This is a genomic window from Pseudomonas sp. S35 (genome assembly GCF_009866765.1).
In the GTDB taxonomy this organism is placed as follows: Bacteria; Pseudomonadota; Gammaproteobacteria; order Pseudomonadales; family Pseudomonadaceae; genus Aquipseudomonas.
The window spans coordinates 1,048,487-1,063,065 of sequence record NZ_CP019431.1 but is presented as its reverse complement, the minus strand read 5'-3'; the positions used below and the strand labels follow the sequence as shown (position 1 = coordinate 1,063,065).

Here is a 14,579-nt window from a genome sequence, read left to right as displayed (position 1 = left end):
GGTTGAGTGAAATAAATTCTGACTCATTCACCCGACCCAAAAAGGCCCCCCGTGAAATCCAGACAAGAGCTACATGAACTGAAGACCAATCCTACTCCAGCGCCTTACACACGAAAGGCCCCGATCAATTGCTTCAGCTCGATCACCTGTACTGAGAGCTGCCGGCTCGCCGCCTCGGTCTGATGCGCGCCTTGTGCCGCATACTCGCCGGCCCGGTTGATTTCGACAATGTTCTGGTCGATATCGTGGGCAACGGCCGTCTGCTGCTCCACAGCGGCGGCGATCTGCTGGTTCTGGTCGACGATCATGCCGACGGCACCGAGGATGTTTTCCAAGGCCTGCTGGACCTTTTCCGACTGGCCCACGGTGCCGCTGGCCATTTCATGGCTGGTGCTCATGGCCTTCACTGCCGCGCCGACACCGCTGTGCAGGCGGCCGATCATCTGCTCAATCTCTTCGGTGGAATGCTGGGTACGCCGAGCCAGGGTGCGCACTTCGTCGGCCACCACCGCAAAACCGCGCCCCTGCTCACCGGCCCGTGCCGCCTCGATCGCGGCGTTGAGCGCCAGCAGGTTGGTTTGCTCGGCGATGCTTTTGATCACTTCCAATACGCTGCTGATGGATTGACTATCGCTGGCCAGTTGGTTGACGACCCGCACCGATTGGTCAATCTCCGAGGCCAACCGCGCAATACTGCCTTGCTGGGATTGCACCAGGCCCCGGCCACTCACGGTTTCATCGTTGACGCTATGGGCACTGCTGACCGCCGCCGCCGCACTGCGCGCTACGTCCTGGGCGGTGGCTGACATCTGGTTCATGGCGGTCGCTACCTGTTCGATCTGCGAGCGCTGGCCAGAGACCGCTTGATTGCTCTGGGCCGAGACCGTTTGCACTTGGCTGGCCTGGAGCTCGACCTGACTGACGGTGTGCCCGACACGTTCGATCAGGTCATGGATTTTCGCCACGGTGCCGTTGAACACCTGGCCGAGATCGCCCAACTCGTCGCGGCTGTGGGCGACAAAGGTCACGGTCATGTCGCCGGCCGCCACCTTGTCCATCATCGCCCCCAGACGCCGCAGCGTTGTACGGGTAGAGGCGTAGAAGCCTGCGTAGAGATAGAAGATCAGCAGGAACACCGCCGTCAGCGCCGAAACCAGTACCACCATATGCGTACGGTTCTGCGCCAGGCGCTGCTCCAGTTGCTGCCCGAGAAACATCAGGGTGGCGTCATCGAGCTGATAGGTTTGGGCCATCAATTGGCTGACGCTGTCGTAGAAACCCTGCCACGGAGCGTCAAGCGTTTCGGCCATCACCACCTGCTCTTCGAACAGCTCACTGCCTTGCTTGAGGCTGGCGTTGCTGGCCTTGGCCAGGCCGTCGAGGGCCGTATGCGCAGCGTTGCTGGAACCCAGGGCGTCCTGCAATTTCAAGCCGTATTCGGCCTGGAGTTTTTCCAGTTGTTGCAGCAGTTCGTCAAAACGGGTGCTGGAGGAGGAATTGAGAAAACCCTGGCCCAGAGAATAGGCCCCCATTGCCCGGCCTTCCCCCAAGGTCTGGGTGACTTGCGGGGTGACGCTGGTGATCAGTTCGCTGAGCTGGCGCAAGTCGCTCTGAGGGTCGCGGCTCAAGCCGGACTGGCTTGCGATGATCTGGCTGAGCATCTGCGCCTTGTTGAGCAACTTGCCGATCAGCGCGCTTTTGCTGAGCAGCGAGGTTTCCTGTTGCTGGGCCTTGAAGGCGGCGATCAGTTCGTCGCGCTTGCCTTCGAACACGGTGATTGGCTCAGGCTCGGTGGCCATCGGGCTGAGGCCTTGCAGACGGGCGAGCACGCTCTGTTCCAAGGTGCCGATCCTGGCTTCAAGGTCACCGGCCTTGCCGGACTGACCGAGGGTTGCGTTGATCTGCACCTGGTTATTCAGGGTTTCCAGGTCGCGACGCAGGGCCAGGCTGCTGCCGAGCAAATCGAGGCTTTGCAGTTCGACACGGGTGCCCTGGAATTCACGCCAGGAATCACGCACCAGATAATAGTTGGTCGCCAGCATCGGCAGCAGGAACAGCACGCTGATCAGGCTGAACTTCATGCCGAAGCTCAGGCGATTCATCAGCGCGATGGCGGGATAGAGCAAGCTCTTCACAGGTGAACTCCCTTTTCTTTTATTTTTATTGAGGCGCAGGGCGGCGGCAGAAAGCCACTATTTGGCGCTCTGCCTGTATAGCTCAATTTGAAAGGGAGTTTTGTAACTTAAGGTTAACGACAGGAGCGAAGGACTCGCTCCTGTCTTAGCGGGTCAAGGCAGCACAGTCCAGATGGCGAACCCGGCATACCACAGCACTGCCGCACGCAGCAGCAGTTCCCACAAACGATCCAGGCTGTTGATGCCGTCTGCACCCACGGCCGGCGGTGGAATTTCGGCGGCGACCAGGCCGACTTTTTCCACGAGTTGCGCGGCGCTAATGTCCCAGTTCAGCAACTCGTGAAGCATGACACGGCTGACCGCGACGAAATTGCCCACCAAGGCAAAACTGGCCGCCAGCAGGCGTACCGGCAACCAGTCAAACGCGTGACGCAGTTGCCCGGCGCGCTCGGCCACCAGAGGGTTCTGGCTGTGCTCGCTGGCCAGCGCCAACAGCCGATAGGCCAGTGCGGCGACCGGGCCCAACAGGAAGTACCAGAAAATCACCGCGAAAAAGCTCTGGTAGGCCTGCCACAACAGATGGCCCTGGACGCGCTCCAACAGTTGCTCACCGCTGTCGGCGCCCAGCTTCAGATCACGCTCGGCGACGTGTTCGGCAGCTTGCAGATCACCCCGGCGCCAGGCATCGCGAAACGGCCCAAGCCCAGCCAACAGATCGCCACGGCCCAGGCTGTAGATCACCACCAGCAGGTGCACCGGCAGCGCCAACAGGCCGTAAGCCACCGGTTCCAGCACCAGCAACAGGAGCGCCAGCAGCGCCACCGGCAGCAATACCAGCACGGCGAGAATCAGCCACGGCTGCTTGCCCATGCGTGGGCCCGATTCCAACTTGGCCAATTCGCGCAACCAGCCACCGTCACGCTGCAACCGCTGGCGCAGGGCCGAGAATTTCTCGATCCACACCGCCAGCACCAACACCAGAAAACTCATCGTGCGTGTCCTCCATCCTGCAGGGCGCTGCGAAAGCGCGTCCAATCAAAAGCCGGGCCGGGATCGGTCTTGCGCCCCGGGGCAATGTCGCTGTGGCCACAAATGCGCTGTGTAGTAATGCCCGGATAGGCGTTCAGCAACTGACGGGTCAGATCGATCAGCGACACATACTGGGCATCGGTGAACGGCAGGTCATCCGTGCCCTCCAGCTCTATACCCAAGGAAAAATCATTGCAGGTTTCACGCCCCTCGAAACATGAAACCCCGGCGTGCCAAGCACGGCTGATGCAGGACACAAACTGCGTCACTGCGCCGTCGCGCTCAATCAGAAAATGCGCGGATACCCGTAGGTCGGCAATCCCTTCAAAGTAGGGATGTTCCGTGACATCCAGACGGTTCTGGAAAAACTCCTGCACCTTGCCGGTGGCGAACTGAGCCGGTGGCAAGCTGATGTTGTGCACCACCAACAGTGAGATTTCGCCTGCGGGGCGCTCGTTGAAGTTAGGCGAGGGGCAATGGCGAACACCCTGACACCAACCACTGATGGGGTCCAACTGCATACAGGATCCTTGAACGTGACTAAGGGCGACCAGTATGCCGCGTTCGACCCGATGGTTGCGATCACTTGGCGCGATTGAGTTGCCGCAACCTGCCCAGCACCGCCGCCAGCGCTCGCTCGAACAGCGGGCCATCGTCCAAGGTAAACAGCGCACAACGCTTGAACGCGAGTGCCAGTTGACCGGCACTTCTCTCTAACACCTTGAGCCCTGTGCGACTGACGAAAACATAGGTATTGGCCGGCGCCATGATGGCCGTCAACTTGCACCGCAAGGCGCTGTCATCGTCCTGCCGAAATTCCACCCAGCCACCAATGCGCAGTCGATACGCCTTGAGCAGGTCAGGATCATCCCTGGATAAACCTTCGGCTGGATCGGGCAGCAGTGCACTGAACAGGAAGGGCTCGCGCACTTCAATCAACGCGTCGACACCTTCGAGGGGCTGGACATGCAGGGCCTGCAAACGCACAAAAAAATCACGTGTGCTGAACGGGTCGAACGCAGCGCTGGTCAAGCCATCGCGCAATGCCTTGAGCAAGCCCGGCAACTGCTCCAACACGTGCGGCCCGGCGTCGCTGCCTTCCTGCGGGCTGACGCTCCAGATCAATTCATCCACGGTGCGCAGCCCTGCTTGCCATTGCACCGATTGCTCGCCGTGCTTGAGATTCGCCAGCAATAGCACCTGGCTCCAGGCCTGCTGCACAAACAGCACTACGGCCTGCGGCAACACCTTGCCCATCAGCCGTCGATTCAGGGCATCGGCCACTCGCTGGCGCGCCGCCTCGGTGTGCACGCGACCTTCCTCGGTATCGCGGGTGTGCTGTTCCAACAGTTCACTGCGCTGGCGCTCAGCGGTGGTAAACGCGCTGAACTCAGTGTGCAACTGGGAAAAAATCGCCGGGTCTTCGACAAACTCGTTGAGCAAGCGCTGCACCACCTGCTCAATATGCAGGTACAGGCCATCGCGCATGTAGTCGCCAACGGGGCTCCAGCACATGGCCACTGCCGCGATTTCATTGAGCAGGCGCCGCGCCGGATGGCTGGCACGGCTGAAAAAGCTTTTGTCCAGCACCGCGACCTTCAACAGCGGGATTTGCAAGCGGGCAATCAAGGCCTTGAAGGCGTCCGGCACGGCACGGTCATTGAGAATGAACTCGAATAACAGGGCGATCAGGTTGATCACGTCTTCATCCGCGTCCTCAACCACCCGAGACTTGCCGCTCTTGACGCTGACACGGGTGAGCAACTGCCCAAGCTGGTTGCGCAGATCGAAATCATCCTCGACCTCCGGCTCCGGCACGTACTGCTGCAAATGGGATAACAGGCGCAGCAGGTCGCGGGTCGCGATAGGTTGGGGTTCGGCGCTGGCTTCCAGGGTGGGCGCCACGCTGCCGCGTACGGCTTTGAGCAGCACTTGCAGAGCCGCGAAGGCTTGCTGGCCGGTTGCATCGACCGGCTGATCGGTGGCCGGCATTGCCTCTTCGCGCAAATGATCACGGGCTGCACGCCCGCCGGGGCGACGGGAGGGAGCGGCCTTGAGATCAGGCAACACGCCCGTCGCCACCAGTAATTGGTTGGCTTCGCCGTACAGTTGGTCGGCGTCACTGAGCACGTATTTTTCAAAAAGCTTGAGCATGATCAGCTTGACGCGGATCTCCACGCCCAGGCTGCGCCCGGCCCGCAGGAAAAATTCGCAAAGCAGCGCCGGCCCCAGGGGGTTTTCACGGTCATCCAGGCGATTGCCCAGCAAGGTGCTCAAGCGCGCCGTGAGTTGCGACAGCGCCACGCCATCACGGTGGCGTACCCGTCCCAGCATGGCCTCAAGTGCCACGGCTTTCTCCAGGTCATCATTGGAGATCCCCGGCACGGCGTCATAGGACATCACCGGTACCAACTGAAGCTCGCCCCGCCCAGCCTGGCCCAGGGCGGCAAAGGCTTCGAACAACCGCTCCATGAACACCCGCTCGAAACTCTTGCGCTTGAGACGCAGGTCGCGCATGGCTTCAAAAAAGATGTGGTGATCAACGTTGTTGCGGGCCTTGTCGGCCATTTCGAACAACGTGTCGTCGGCGTTATCGAACAGTTCCTGCAGGCCCTGTTGCAGTTGTTGCGCCGCCTTGTCGCGAACCTGCAGCAACACCACCGGCAAGCGGGCCAGCGGCGATGGCGTGGCATGCGCCTTGTTGATTGGCACCACCTTTCCGTCTTTGTGCATCCTGGCCTCCTGAAACGGCGATATTGGGTCGGGGGAAAGATCGGGCACAGGCGCATGGGGCGCTGCGGATCACCGGCAATCACCAAGACGTCAAAGCTATGACGCCAATTGCAAGGCGCGAGATTATCTTGCAAACAAGGGGGGTTGCGCCAGCAAACTCTGACATTGCACCGTAAATGCGTGGTGAGTCTGGGTTCGAACGCACGCTGCCCCTATAATCGGGACACTTTGTTTGTGGAGCCTGTTATGCCGAACCTCCGTCTTGCCGACCTCACCGCCGAAATCGAAGCCAACGTGCGCCGTGCACTGCTGGAAGACATCGGCAGCGGTGACATCACCGCACAACTGATCCCGGCCGAGCGGCTGGCCACCGCCACCATCATTACCCGCGATCATGCGGTTATCGCCGGTACAGCCTGGGTGGACGCGGTGTTCCGTCAACTGGACCCGCGGGTTGCCGTGCATTGGCAAGTGGCCGACGGCGAGCGCGTGAACCCCAATCAGGCGTTGTTCCACCTCGAAGGCCCGGCACGCTCGCTGCTCAGCGGGGAACGCAGCGCGCTGAACTTCCTGCAGATGCTGTCAGGTGTGGCCACACGCGCCCAACACTTGGCGGATTTTGTCGCCAGCACCCAGGTCAAGCTGCTCGACACCCGCAAAACCTTGCCCGGCCTGCGCCTGGCACAGAAGTACGCGGTCACCTGCGGCGGCTGTCACAACCACCGCATCGGGTTGTATGACGCGTTCCTGATCAAGGAAAACCACATCGCGGCGTGCGGTGGGATCGCCCAAGCCATTACTGCCGCCCACAAGATCGCCCCCGGCAAACCGGTGGAAATCGAAGTGGAAAGCCTGGACGAACTGCGTGAAGCACTGACGGCGGGCGCCGATATCATCATGCTCGACGAGTTGAGCCTGGAGGACATGCGTGAAGCCGTGCGCCTGAATGGCGGCAAGGCGAAGCTGGAGGCCAGCGGCGCAATCAATGAAACCACCCTGCTGCCTATCGCGCAAACCGGCGTGGATTACATCTCCATCGGCGCGATGACCAAGGACGTGAAGGCGGTGGATTTGTCGATGCGCCTCAGTATATGAGGAGCCGCAAGCGATAAGCGTCCAGCTGCAAGAGGCTGTATGGCCACTTGCAGCTTGGAACATGCCGCTGCTTTTAAACGACCAGGTTATTCATCTCGCAATACTCTTCCCATTCGACACCCAGCACCTCGGCCGCTTCCTTGTGCAAGGTCAGCCGTGCAGCTTCGAACGCTTCCGGTGTCGAGGTGTACTTGAGAGTCAACTCCCAAGGCTGGAGGCCCTGGCTCTCGGCCTCGTCCTCGAATGCCCACTGGATCTGGTCACGCTGATCATCGGCGCTCAGGTCCTTGATCTCTTCTTTAAGCTGCGGCGTCGCCTCGAGGTATTGGTCGAGGGCTGCTTGATGCCGAACTTCCTGGGTCATTTCAGTCGTGGTCATGTCGTTCTCTTAGATCGAGGAATGGGGATGCATCTGGGTCATCAAGGTTGCGCAGATACAAAAGAGCAGGCGCAAATGCCGGCTCGTCTGGCCTTCAGAACCATTCTGGGATCATCTGAAAACATTGCCTTTGAAGCATGCCGTTGAAACGGTAGTGCGTTCTTGCCCGAGACAGGAATCGAACCTGCGACCTTCGCGTTACGAGTGCGCTGCTCTACCGGCTGAGCTACACGGGCAGTGGGCTAAAGCTAGCACCGCATCGGGCGTCCGGCAACTTGCAGCCTTCAGCGGGCAATGACTCCCTGCGCCCAGAAGCGCGGTTGCAGGTAATTGTCATGGGTACTCAGGTACTGCCGCTGGGCTTTTTGAAGGTGAGGCAGGTCGCGCGCGGCGATAAATACCAACAGACCAACGGCCAACACACTTAACACCTTCCACGCGCTCCAGGCCAACGGCGATGCCGCGCCTGGTGGTGTGCGCCACACATGCAGCGCCATCAGCCAGCCCACCACCAGCGCCAGCCAGGCCTGAGAGTTGGGCATTACGATCACGCCATCGACCATGGACTGCACCAGCGCCGCGACCAACGCGGCAAACAGGCATACCCGCAGTAAGTCCACACGCTCGCTGGACAGCGCCCGCTCCCGCAGCACGCGCAACGTGGCCCAACTGCCCCGCCAGGCCACAACCATCACGCACAGGGCCGACGGCAAACCCCATTCGCTGGCCCACTGCAAAACGGCCTGGTGTGGATGGGAAGCGATCGGGTTGGCAATATCGGCAAAATGCATCGGCCCGAACCCCAACCAAGGCCGTTCGACGAGCATATGCCACGCTTGCCACCAGATCACACCACGGCCCGACAGCGACGTAGTCAGGCGATCACCTGCACCACTGGTTATCTCGATCCCCATGTAATCCGCCAGCCACGTGAACAGCAGCCCATACAGCAACAGCCCACCCAGCACGCCGGCTAACTGCCAGCCCAACCAACGTCGCCCCCAAGGCCCAAGCAGCGCCAGCCCCATCCCCGCCACGCCCATTCCCAGCCAGGTACCACGCGTACCGCCGCTGATCGCGATCAACCACCAGACGCACAGCAACGCAAACGCCGCACCTCGCAGGGCGCGGGAGACATTGGGTATCAGCAGGGGCAGCGCGAGCAAAGGCAGGGTGAATGTCTGGAACTGGCCGTAGAAGCGCTTGTTGGAAAACCCCGACAACAGCAGGTCAGTGTTCAACGTGCGCTCGCCACTGGTGAATGCAAGCGTACCGGCATACAGGTACTGGGCCGATTTGATCAGACACAACACCACCACCATCAGGATCAGCACTCGATCCAAAGGCTCGCCACCGTTGCGGCGCAGTACGCAGAACGCCACGGCGATTGCGGCGCAGCAGACAAACAGTGCCACTTCGGTGAACGCCCAGAGCGGTTGATGAGCCAATGCCGAAGACACCAGCCCCAGCACAATAATCAGTGCCAGCCCCACTGCGGCAAGCCGATTCACCAAGGGTTCCACAGGGGCAACCGACAGCCCATACAACACGGCGCAAAACCCAAAGGCAATCTGCACTGTGCGCTGCAGATCATGGCCACTGAATGGCGCGCACACCGCAACAGTCAGCAGGCACACTGCTACGACCAGGAAAACACCACCGCGCTGCTGTACGGATAACACCATCGGCCACCTCTACGTCCCTGAGGATGGTTTAGCAGTTATGCCCCATCGGCGCCGCAGCCCTTGCCGACATATTTCGCTTCGGCGCTGGTCGTACACTTCCAGCCGGTGGTGGCGCTGCGCGTCAGCTTGATGGTTTTGCCCAACACCGGCGCCGGCGCGTCGAGTATTTCGCAACTGATGGAGCCCACGCCGGTGGTCACATCGCCGGCCACATCAATCTTGCAATTGGCGGTGGGACTGGTGCCGCCAATCAATGCCAGGGTAGGTACGGTGCCCTGGTTGATGGTGTCTTCGTAACCGGCCTTCAGCGCGCTGATCTCAGCCAGGCCGGCGGTAACCTTGGCCTTGGCCTGGTGCGTGGTGTACATGGGCAGGCCGATGGTGGCCAAAATGCCGATGATTGCCACGACGATCAACAACTCGATCAAGGTGAAGCCTTTTTGACGCATCACATTCACTCTCCAGAATAAAACTCATGACAAGGCGCATCCTGCGCCCCGTGTTGTGCAGCGGCGCAAGTGTACTCACCCACACGCGCCCAATCGCCTGCAAGACGCATATTCTGACATTTTATCCACCACCAGCGCCCTGTCCGAAATCGTCACCTGACTAAGCTATAACTCCTCAACGACCTGTGTGCGGAACCGCGACATGACGAACGCTTCGACGCTCTACGCCTGGGAAGGCATCAACCGCAAAGGACGCAGGGTGTCCGGACAAATCACGGGGTACAACCCTGCCCTGGTCAAGGCACAGTTGCGCGAACAAGGGATCAGCCTCGCTCGCGTGCGCAAGGCATCGCCGGTGTGGCAACGCCTTGCCCCACCGGTCAAGACGGCCGACATCACCCTGCTCACTCGTCAACTGGCCACCCTGCTGAAGGCTGGGATTCCCCTTCTGCAAGCCTTCGACATCATCAGCGAGGGCTTCGACAACCGATCGGTACGTGAACTGGTGCAGCAACTTAAACAAGCAATCGCCGCCGGTACCAACCTGGCCGATGCCTTGCGTAAACAGCCGCGCTATTTCGACGACCTGTACTGCAACCTGGTGGCCGTCGGCGAACAAGCCGGGGCACTTGAAACCCTGCTGGAGCGAGTAGCAACCCACCGCGAAAAAAGTGAACAGCTCACGGCCAGGATAAAAAAAGCAATGGCCTACCCTATCGCAGTGCTGGTAGTGGCCAGCCTGGTCACCAGTGTGCTTTTGATCCACGTAGTGCCGCAGTTCCAAGCCCTGTTTGCGGGAGTCAACGGCAAATTGCCCGACTTCACCTTGCAGGTGATCGCGCTCTCGGAGTTCATGCAGCAAGCATGGTGGATGCTGGCGATAGGCATAGCGACCGGTGCCGTGGGGCTGCGCCAGGCCTATCGAACCTTGCCGGGTTTTCGCTTGTGGCTCGACACCGGTTTGTTGAAAGCGCCCCTGATAGGCAAACTGCTGACAAAATCCGCCGTGGCCCGCTACGCCCGCACGCTTTCCACCACCTTCGCTGCGGGCGTTCCGCTGGTGCAGGCACTGGATTCGGTAGCCGGCGCCGTGGGTAACGACCCGTTCAAACAGGCAATCGAGCGTATGCGTCACGATGTATCCACTGGCATGCAGCTGAATCAATCCATGGCCAACAACCGCCTTTTTCCCGGCATGGCTATCCAGATGACGGCCATCGGCGAAGAGTCAGGCACGCTGGACCACATGCTGGAAAAGGTCGCCAGCCACTATGAGACCGATGTGGACAACCACGTCGACACCCTCACCAACCTGATGGAACCGTTGATTATGGTGGTGCTGGGGGGCATCGTCGGAGCGCTGGTCATTGCCCTGTATCTGCCGGTCTTCCAACTGGGGAGCGCATTTTGAGCCTGCTACTGAGCGAACACCCGTGGGCATTTGTGGTGACGGCATGGGTGCTGGGGATGATCGTTGGCAGTTTTCTCAATGTGCTGGTGTGGCGCCTGCCCAAAATGCTCGAACGGGAATGGCGCGCCCAGGCCCATGAAGTGCTCGGCTTGCCTGTAGAACCTGCCGGGCCGACTTACAACCTGATGCACCCTAACTCATGCTGCCCGCATTGCGACCATCCGATACGGCCCTGGGAAAATATCCCACTGCTCAGCTACCTGGTACTCAGGGGCCGCTGTGCCCATTGCCAGGCTACGATCAGTCCTCGCTATCCCCTCACAGAACTCGCATGCGGGCTGATCTCAGCATTGGTGGCCTGGCACTTCGGTTTTGGCTGGCAAGCCGGCGTGGTGCTCGTGTTGAGTTGGGGGTTGCTGGCGATGAGCCTGATCGACGCAGACCACCAGTTGCTGCCCGATGTCCTGGTGCTGCCGCTGCTGTGGCTGGGGTTGATCGTCAACAGCTTTGAGTGGCTGACGACACTACCCGACGCCCTGTGGGGCGCAGTAATCGGATACATGAGCCTATGGAGCGTGTTCTGGCTATTCAAGCTGGTTACCGGCAAGGACGGCATGGGCCACGGTGATTTCAAGCTACTGGCACTGCTCGGCGCATGGGGGGGCTGGCAGATACTGCCGATGACGCTGCTGATGTCGTCCCTGGTTGGGGTCTTTGTCGGCTTGACCCTGATGCGTCTGCGCAAGACCCAAGCATCGGCGCCAATGCCATTTGGTCCGTACCTGGCGATTGCCGGCTGGATTGCATTGCTCTGGGGTGGTCAAATAACCGACTTCTATTTGCAGTCCGTCGGTTTCAGATGACCACTTCTGTTGCAACACCCTGGATTCTTGGCCTTACCGGCGGTATCGGTAGCGGCAAAAGCGCTGCGGCCCAACATTTTATCGACCTGGGCATAGACCTGATCGACGCCGACCACGCTGCCCGCTGGGTGGTCGAACCTGGCCGGCCGGCGCTGGCACGCATCGCCGAGCACTTTGGTGCCGGCGTGTTACAGCCTGACGGCCAGCTGGACCGCGCTGCGCTGCGCAAGCTGATCTTTGAACTCCCCGAAGAACGCCGTTGGCTGGAAAGCTTGCTGCACCCGCTGATCGGCGAGGAGATTCGCAGCCACTTGGCGCGCGCCCGCTCGCCCTACGCGATCCTGGTATCGCCGCTGCTGATCGAGTCTGGCCAGTACCGCATGACCCAGCGCATCCTGGTGATCGACGTGCCGCAATCACTGCAGATTCAGCGTACCCTGCAGCGCGACGGCATCAGCGAACAACAGGTTCAGGCGATTCTCAAGGCCCAGTCCAGCCGCGAAGACCGCCTGAACCATGCCGATGACGTGCTGGTCAATGACCAAGACCTCGCCTGGCTGCACAGCGAGGTCGAGCGACTGCACCACTTTTACCTTACTTTGCGTGGAGGCCGATCATGAGCCAACCCTTGACCGTCGACTGCCCAACCTGCGGCGCACCCGTGGAATGGAAAGCGACCAACCTCAACCGGCCGTTCTGTTCGGACCGTTGCAAACTCATCGACCTGGGTGCCTGGGCCGCTGAAGAACACAAGATTCCCGTGGCCCCGGATGCCGAAGACGAATTGTTTTCCGAGGACCTGCCGCCGCGCCACTAAGGCCGCATAAACGCGTATTCCTGCTGGTCGTCGAGGTTCTCTGCAAGGTACTGCAGCTCGTCGGCCAGGTCTTCGAAGCTGCGCACACCCTTGCTCTGCTGCACCACCGCACTGAGCATAGCGCGCAGGGTCAAGCCTGGGTCGAAACCGATTTCCTGCGCCGCATCCTGGCTTCTGCGCAACTCCTGCCGTGCCCACTCATACACACTCATGATCCGTGCCCCCGCCTTACTCATCTAAAATTTGGCAGAGCATGGGCCTGCTCGGTCGGCCTGGATTTGATCTGGATCAACGCGGCGAATCGTCATCGTTCCAAGGCGCCGAGAGGTAGCGGGTGCGGTTGAAGGTCTCCAGCCATTCCGGGCAAAACACCACCAGGGCGCTGATCACCATGCCGTTGATGAAGGCTTCGGGGAAGATGATCAGCCACAGGTAGCCGACAAAATCCTCCAGCCATTGCGGCATGGCGAAACGGCCGTCGAACCAAAGCAAGCCCAGCCCCAGCAACAGGCACAACAAGGCCGATAGCGCGGCGGCAAAAAAGCCGGAACAGAAGATATACACAAAGGGATTACGCGGTTGCGCGCGCTCTACCAGCAGTGCACAGCCTTCGGTGACCAGCACTGGCAGCACGATCAACAGCAGACCGTTGACACCAAGGGCCGCGAGATCCTGGCGCCCCAGCAGCATTAAACCAAACTGGGCGGCAAAGCCCCCAACGATTGCCAGGGGCCAATCCAGCAGCAGGGTCACGGCTGTCATGCCGATAAAGTGATAAGACACGCCAGTATCGAAATCCCGCCGCACCAGCCACAACATGAACAACGCGAACACCGTACCAAACAGCAAATGCTGACGCCGTCGGTCGGCGAACAACTCGACCCACGGCGAGCGCAGGACCGCCCACAGCAGCAGCGGTGCATACAACAGCCAGCCGATGCCAAGCGTTGCAGGCGCCAGCACGGCGGCACTGATCATGGCTGTAATGCCACTGTAAAAAACCTCATCACACACCTCTTCGCAGGCGTTGAAGTCGAGCCGTCAGTCTACACCGCCCTTTTGCAGCGAGACTTCCTGCAGTCATCATTTGGACGCTAAGCTGCAAGCATGGATGACTCAGATTATTTGCGCCTGCTCACTGTAGCGGCCGAACAAGCCAATGCGTTCCTGTCCAATGCCCGCAAATGGGAGCGTGAGCGTTGGGTCTGCCAGCGTCTGCTGCAAGGCTTGAATGTGCCGTACCGCGCCGAAGAGTTTCATGCAGCCGGGCAAGAGCCGCCGGATGTGCTGTTTCGCGATGCCAGTTTCGAGGTGTTTTTTGTGCTGGATGAAGGCCGGCGCCTCAACGACGAATGGCGCGATGAATTGCTGCGCCGGCGCAGTGCGTTCTCCCTGAGCCAACTGGTGCGGCGCGAAGCCAAGCCTCGGCGCATCCCGGCCCATGAGTTTCTGCTGCGCCTGGCACCCACATTGCGCAAAAAAGCGCACAACTATAAAGAGCGCGGGATGGACCTGGGGGAACTGGATATCGTCGCTTTCACCAGTCTCAAGCGCGAAGTGCTCGACCTCAACAGCCACTTTCCACCTCCAACGGAATACTTGCGCCAGGGCTGGCGCTCGCTGTCGCTGGTGGGTCCGACGTTTGCGCGAGTGTTGTTCGCCCACCCAGACGCGCCGGACTTCTTGCGCAACAACCTGGGCCGCAGCATAGTGTTCGATGTGGGCATCAGCCTCTGATCCCCCGGACTGTAACGTGGCGCCCTTTTGCAACGTCTATCTGACGAGGCCTTATATGACCAGCCGCCTGAACCCCGACGACCAACAGCATGTCGAAGAGTACCTGCAACTCTCCCAACACCGAGTCGAGCGCAAGCCTTTCCGGCCGTGGCTGCTCCTGGGTGTGGTGCTGGTGGTGGTAATCGGGCTCGGCCTGCTGAGCCGCCTTTTGAGTTACCTGACGCTATGAGCTGCCTGGCGCTCGCG

Annotated in this window: 16 protein-coding genes and 1 tRNA gene; 7 read left to right on the top strand and 10 right to left on the bottom strand. The window is 60.4% G+C overall.

Annotation, left to right across the window (positions count from 1 at the left end):
- Positions 1–104: 104 nt before the first annotated feature.
- The 4 genes from PspS35_RS04745 to PspS35_RS04730 form a co-directional block, all read right to left on the bottom strand.
- Positions 105–2,135 (bottom strand): methyl-accepting chemotaxis protein, encoded by a 2,031-nt coding sequence (locus PspS35_RS04745; protein WP_159932961.1) that lies wholly within the window; start codon positions 2,133–2,135, stop codon positions 105–107.
- Between the two features lie 153 nt (positions 2,136–2,288).
- Positions 2,289–3,125 carry a regulatory signaling modulator protein AmpE gene (gene ampE, locus PspS35_RS04740; protein WP_159932960.1) on the bottom strand — a complete coding sequence of 279 codons (837 nt, stop codon included), beginning with the start codon at positions 3,123–3,125 and terminating at the stop codon, positions 2,289–2,291.
- A complete protein-coding gene (ampD, locus tag PspS35_RS04735; RefSeq protein ID WP_159932959.1) occupies positions 3,122–3,685 on the bottom strand; it encodes a 1,6-anhydro-N-acetylmuramyl-L-alanine amidase AmpD in 564 nt (187 codons plus the stop codon). Before ampD ends, ampE begins: the two co-directional genes overlap by 4 nt.
- 61 nt (positions 3,686–3,746) lie before the next feature.
- On the bottom strand, positions 3,747–5,897 hold the full coding sequence (locus PspS35_RS04730; protein WP_159932958.1) for a DUF1631 domain-containing protein: 2,151 nt from the start codon (positions 5,895–5,897) through the stop codon (positions 3,747–3,749).
- 246 nt (positions 5,898–6,143) lie between these two features.
- On the opposite strand from PspS35_RS04730, the gene nadC reads away from it, so the two are divergent.
- Complete coding sequence (gene nadC / locus PspS35_RS04725; protein ID WP_159932957.1) at positions 6,144–6,992, top strand: carboxylating nicotinate-nucleotide diphosphorylase; 849 nt, start codon at positions 6,144–6,146, stop codon at positions 6,990–6,992.
- Between the two features lie 73 nt (positions 6,993–7,065).
- Here nadC and PspS35_RS04720 read toward each other — a convergent pair whose 3' ends face one another.
- From PspS35_RS04720 to PspS35_RS04705, 4 genes are all read right to left on the bottom strand, one after another.
- Entirely contained in the window at positions 7,066–7,371 is a 306-nt protein-coding gene (locus PspS35_RS04720) for a DUF6388 family protein (protein WP_159932956.1), read from the bottom strand.
- 163 nt (positions 7,372–7,534) lie between these two features.
- A tRNA-Thr gene (locus tag PspS35_RS04715) sits at positions 7,535–7,607 on the bottom strand.
- Positions 7,608–7,655: 48 nt separating this feature from the next.
- Positions 7,656–9,056 carry an O-antigen ligase family protein gene (locus PspS35_RS04710; RefSeq protein WP_159932955.1) on the bottom strand — a complete coding sequence of 467 codons (1,401 nt, stop codon included), beginning with the start codon at positions 9,054–9,056 and terminating at the stop codon, positions 7,656–7,658.
- A 35-nt stretch (positions 9,057–9,091) separates the two neighbouring features.
- A complete protein-coding gene (locus PspS35_RS04705; RefSeq protein WP_159937981.1) occupies positions 9,092–9,505 on the bottom strand; it encodes a pilin in 414 nt (137 codons plus the stop codon).
- A 202-nt stretch (positions 9,506–9,707) separates the two neighbouring features.
- Between PspS35_RS04705 and PspS35_RS04700 the strand changes: the two genes are divergently transcribed.
- Genes PspS35_RS04700 through yacG form a run of 4 tightly spaced genes read left to right on the top strand, consistent with a single transcriptional unit; the run spans position 9,708 to position 12,596 of the window.
- Positions 9,708–10,916, top strand: coding sequence for a type II secretion system F family protein (locus PspS35_RS04700; RefSeq protein WP_159932954.1), 1,209 nt, complete (start codon positions 9,708–9,710; stop codon positions 10,914–10,916).
- Positions 10,913–11,779, top strand: coding sequence for an A24 family peptidase (locus PspS35_RS04695; protein WP_159932953.1), 867 nt, complete (start codon positions 10,913–10,915; stop codon positions 11,777–11,779). The genes PspS35_RS04700 and PspS35_RS04695 overlap by 4 nt, the downstream gene beginning before the upstream one ends.
- Positions 11,776–12,399 (top strand): dephospho-CoA kinase, encoded by a 624-nt coding sequence (gene coaE / locus PspS35_RS04690; protein WP_159932952.1) that lies wholly within the window; start codon positions 11,776–11,778, stop codon positions 12,397–12,399. The genes PspS35_RS04695 and coaE overlap by 4 nt, the downstream gene beginning before the upstream one ends.
- Positions 12,396–12,596: a DNA gyrase inhibitor YacG gene (gene yacG, locus PspS35_RS04685; RefSeq protein WP_003188437.1), complete on the top strand. Its 201-nt coding sequence runs from the start codon at positions 12,396–12,398 to the stop codon at positions 12,594–12,596. The genes coaE and yacG overlap by 4 nt, the downstream gene beginning before the upstream one ends.
- Here the strand turns inward: yacG and PspS35_RS04680 are convergent.
- Positions 12,593–12,808 (bottom strand): hypothetical protein, encoded by a 216-nt coding sequence (locus tag PspS35_RS04680; RefSeq protein ID WP_003171680.1) that lies wholly within the window; start codon positions 12,806–12,808, stop codon positions 12,593–12,595. The genes yacG and PspS35_RS04680 overlap by 4 nt on opposite strands.
- A 76-nt stretch (positions 12,809–12,884) precedes the next feature.
- Positions 12,885–13,574 carry an energy-coupling factor ABC transporter permease gene (locus tag PspS35_RS04675; RefSeq protein ID WP_159932951.1) on the bottom strand — a complete coding sequence of 230 codons (690 nt, stop codon included), beginning with the start codon at positions 13,572–13,574 and terminating at the stop codon, positions 12,885–12,887.
- A gap of 129 nt (positions 13,575–13,703) precedes the next feature.
- On the opposite strand from PspS35_RS04675, the gene PspS35_RS04670 reads away from it, so the two are divergent.
- Positions 13,704–14,333 carry a DUF1780 domain-containing protein gene (locus PspS35_RS04670; protein ID WP_010213242.1) on the top strand — a complete coding sequence of 210 codons (630 nt, stop codon included), beginning with the start codon at positions 13,704–13,706 and terminating at the stop codon, positions 14,331–14,333.
- Between the two features lie 55 nt (positions 14,334–14,388).
- Positions 14,389–14,562: a DUF3094 family protein gene (locus PspS35_RS04665; protein WP_044286631.1), complete on the top strand. Its 174-nt coding sequence runs from the start codon at positions 14,389–14,391 to the stop codon at positions 14,560–14,562.
- Positions 14,563–14,579 lie beyond the last annotated feature (17 nt).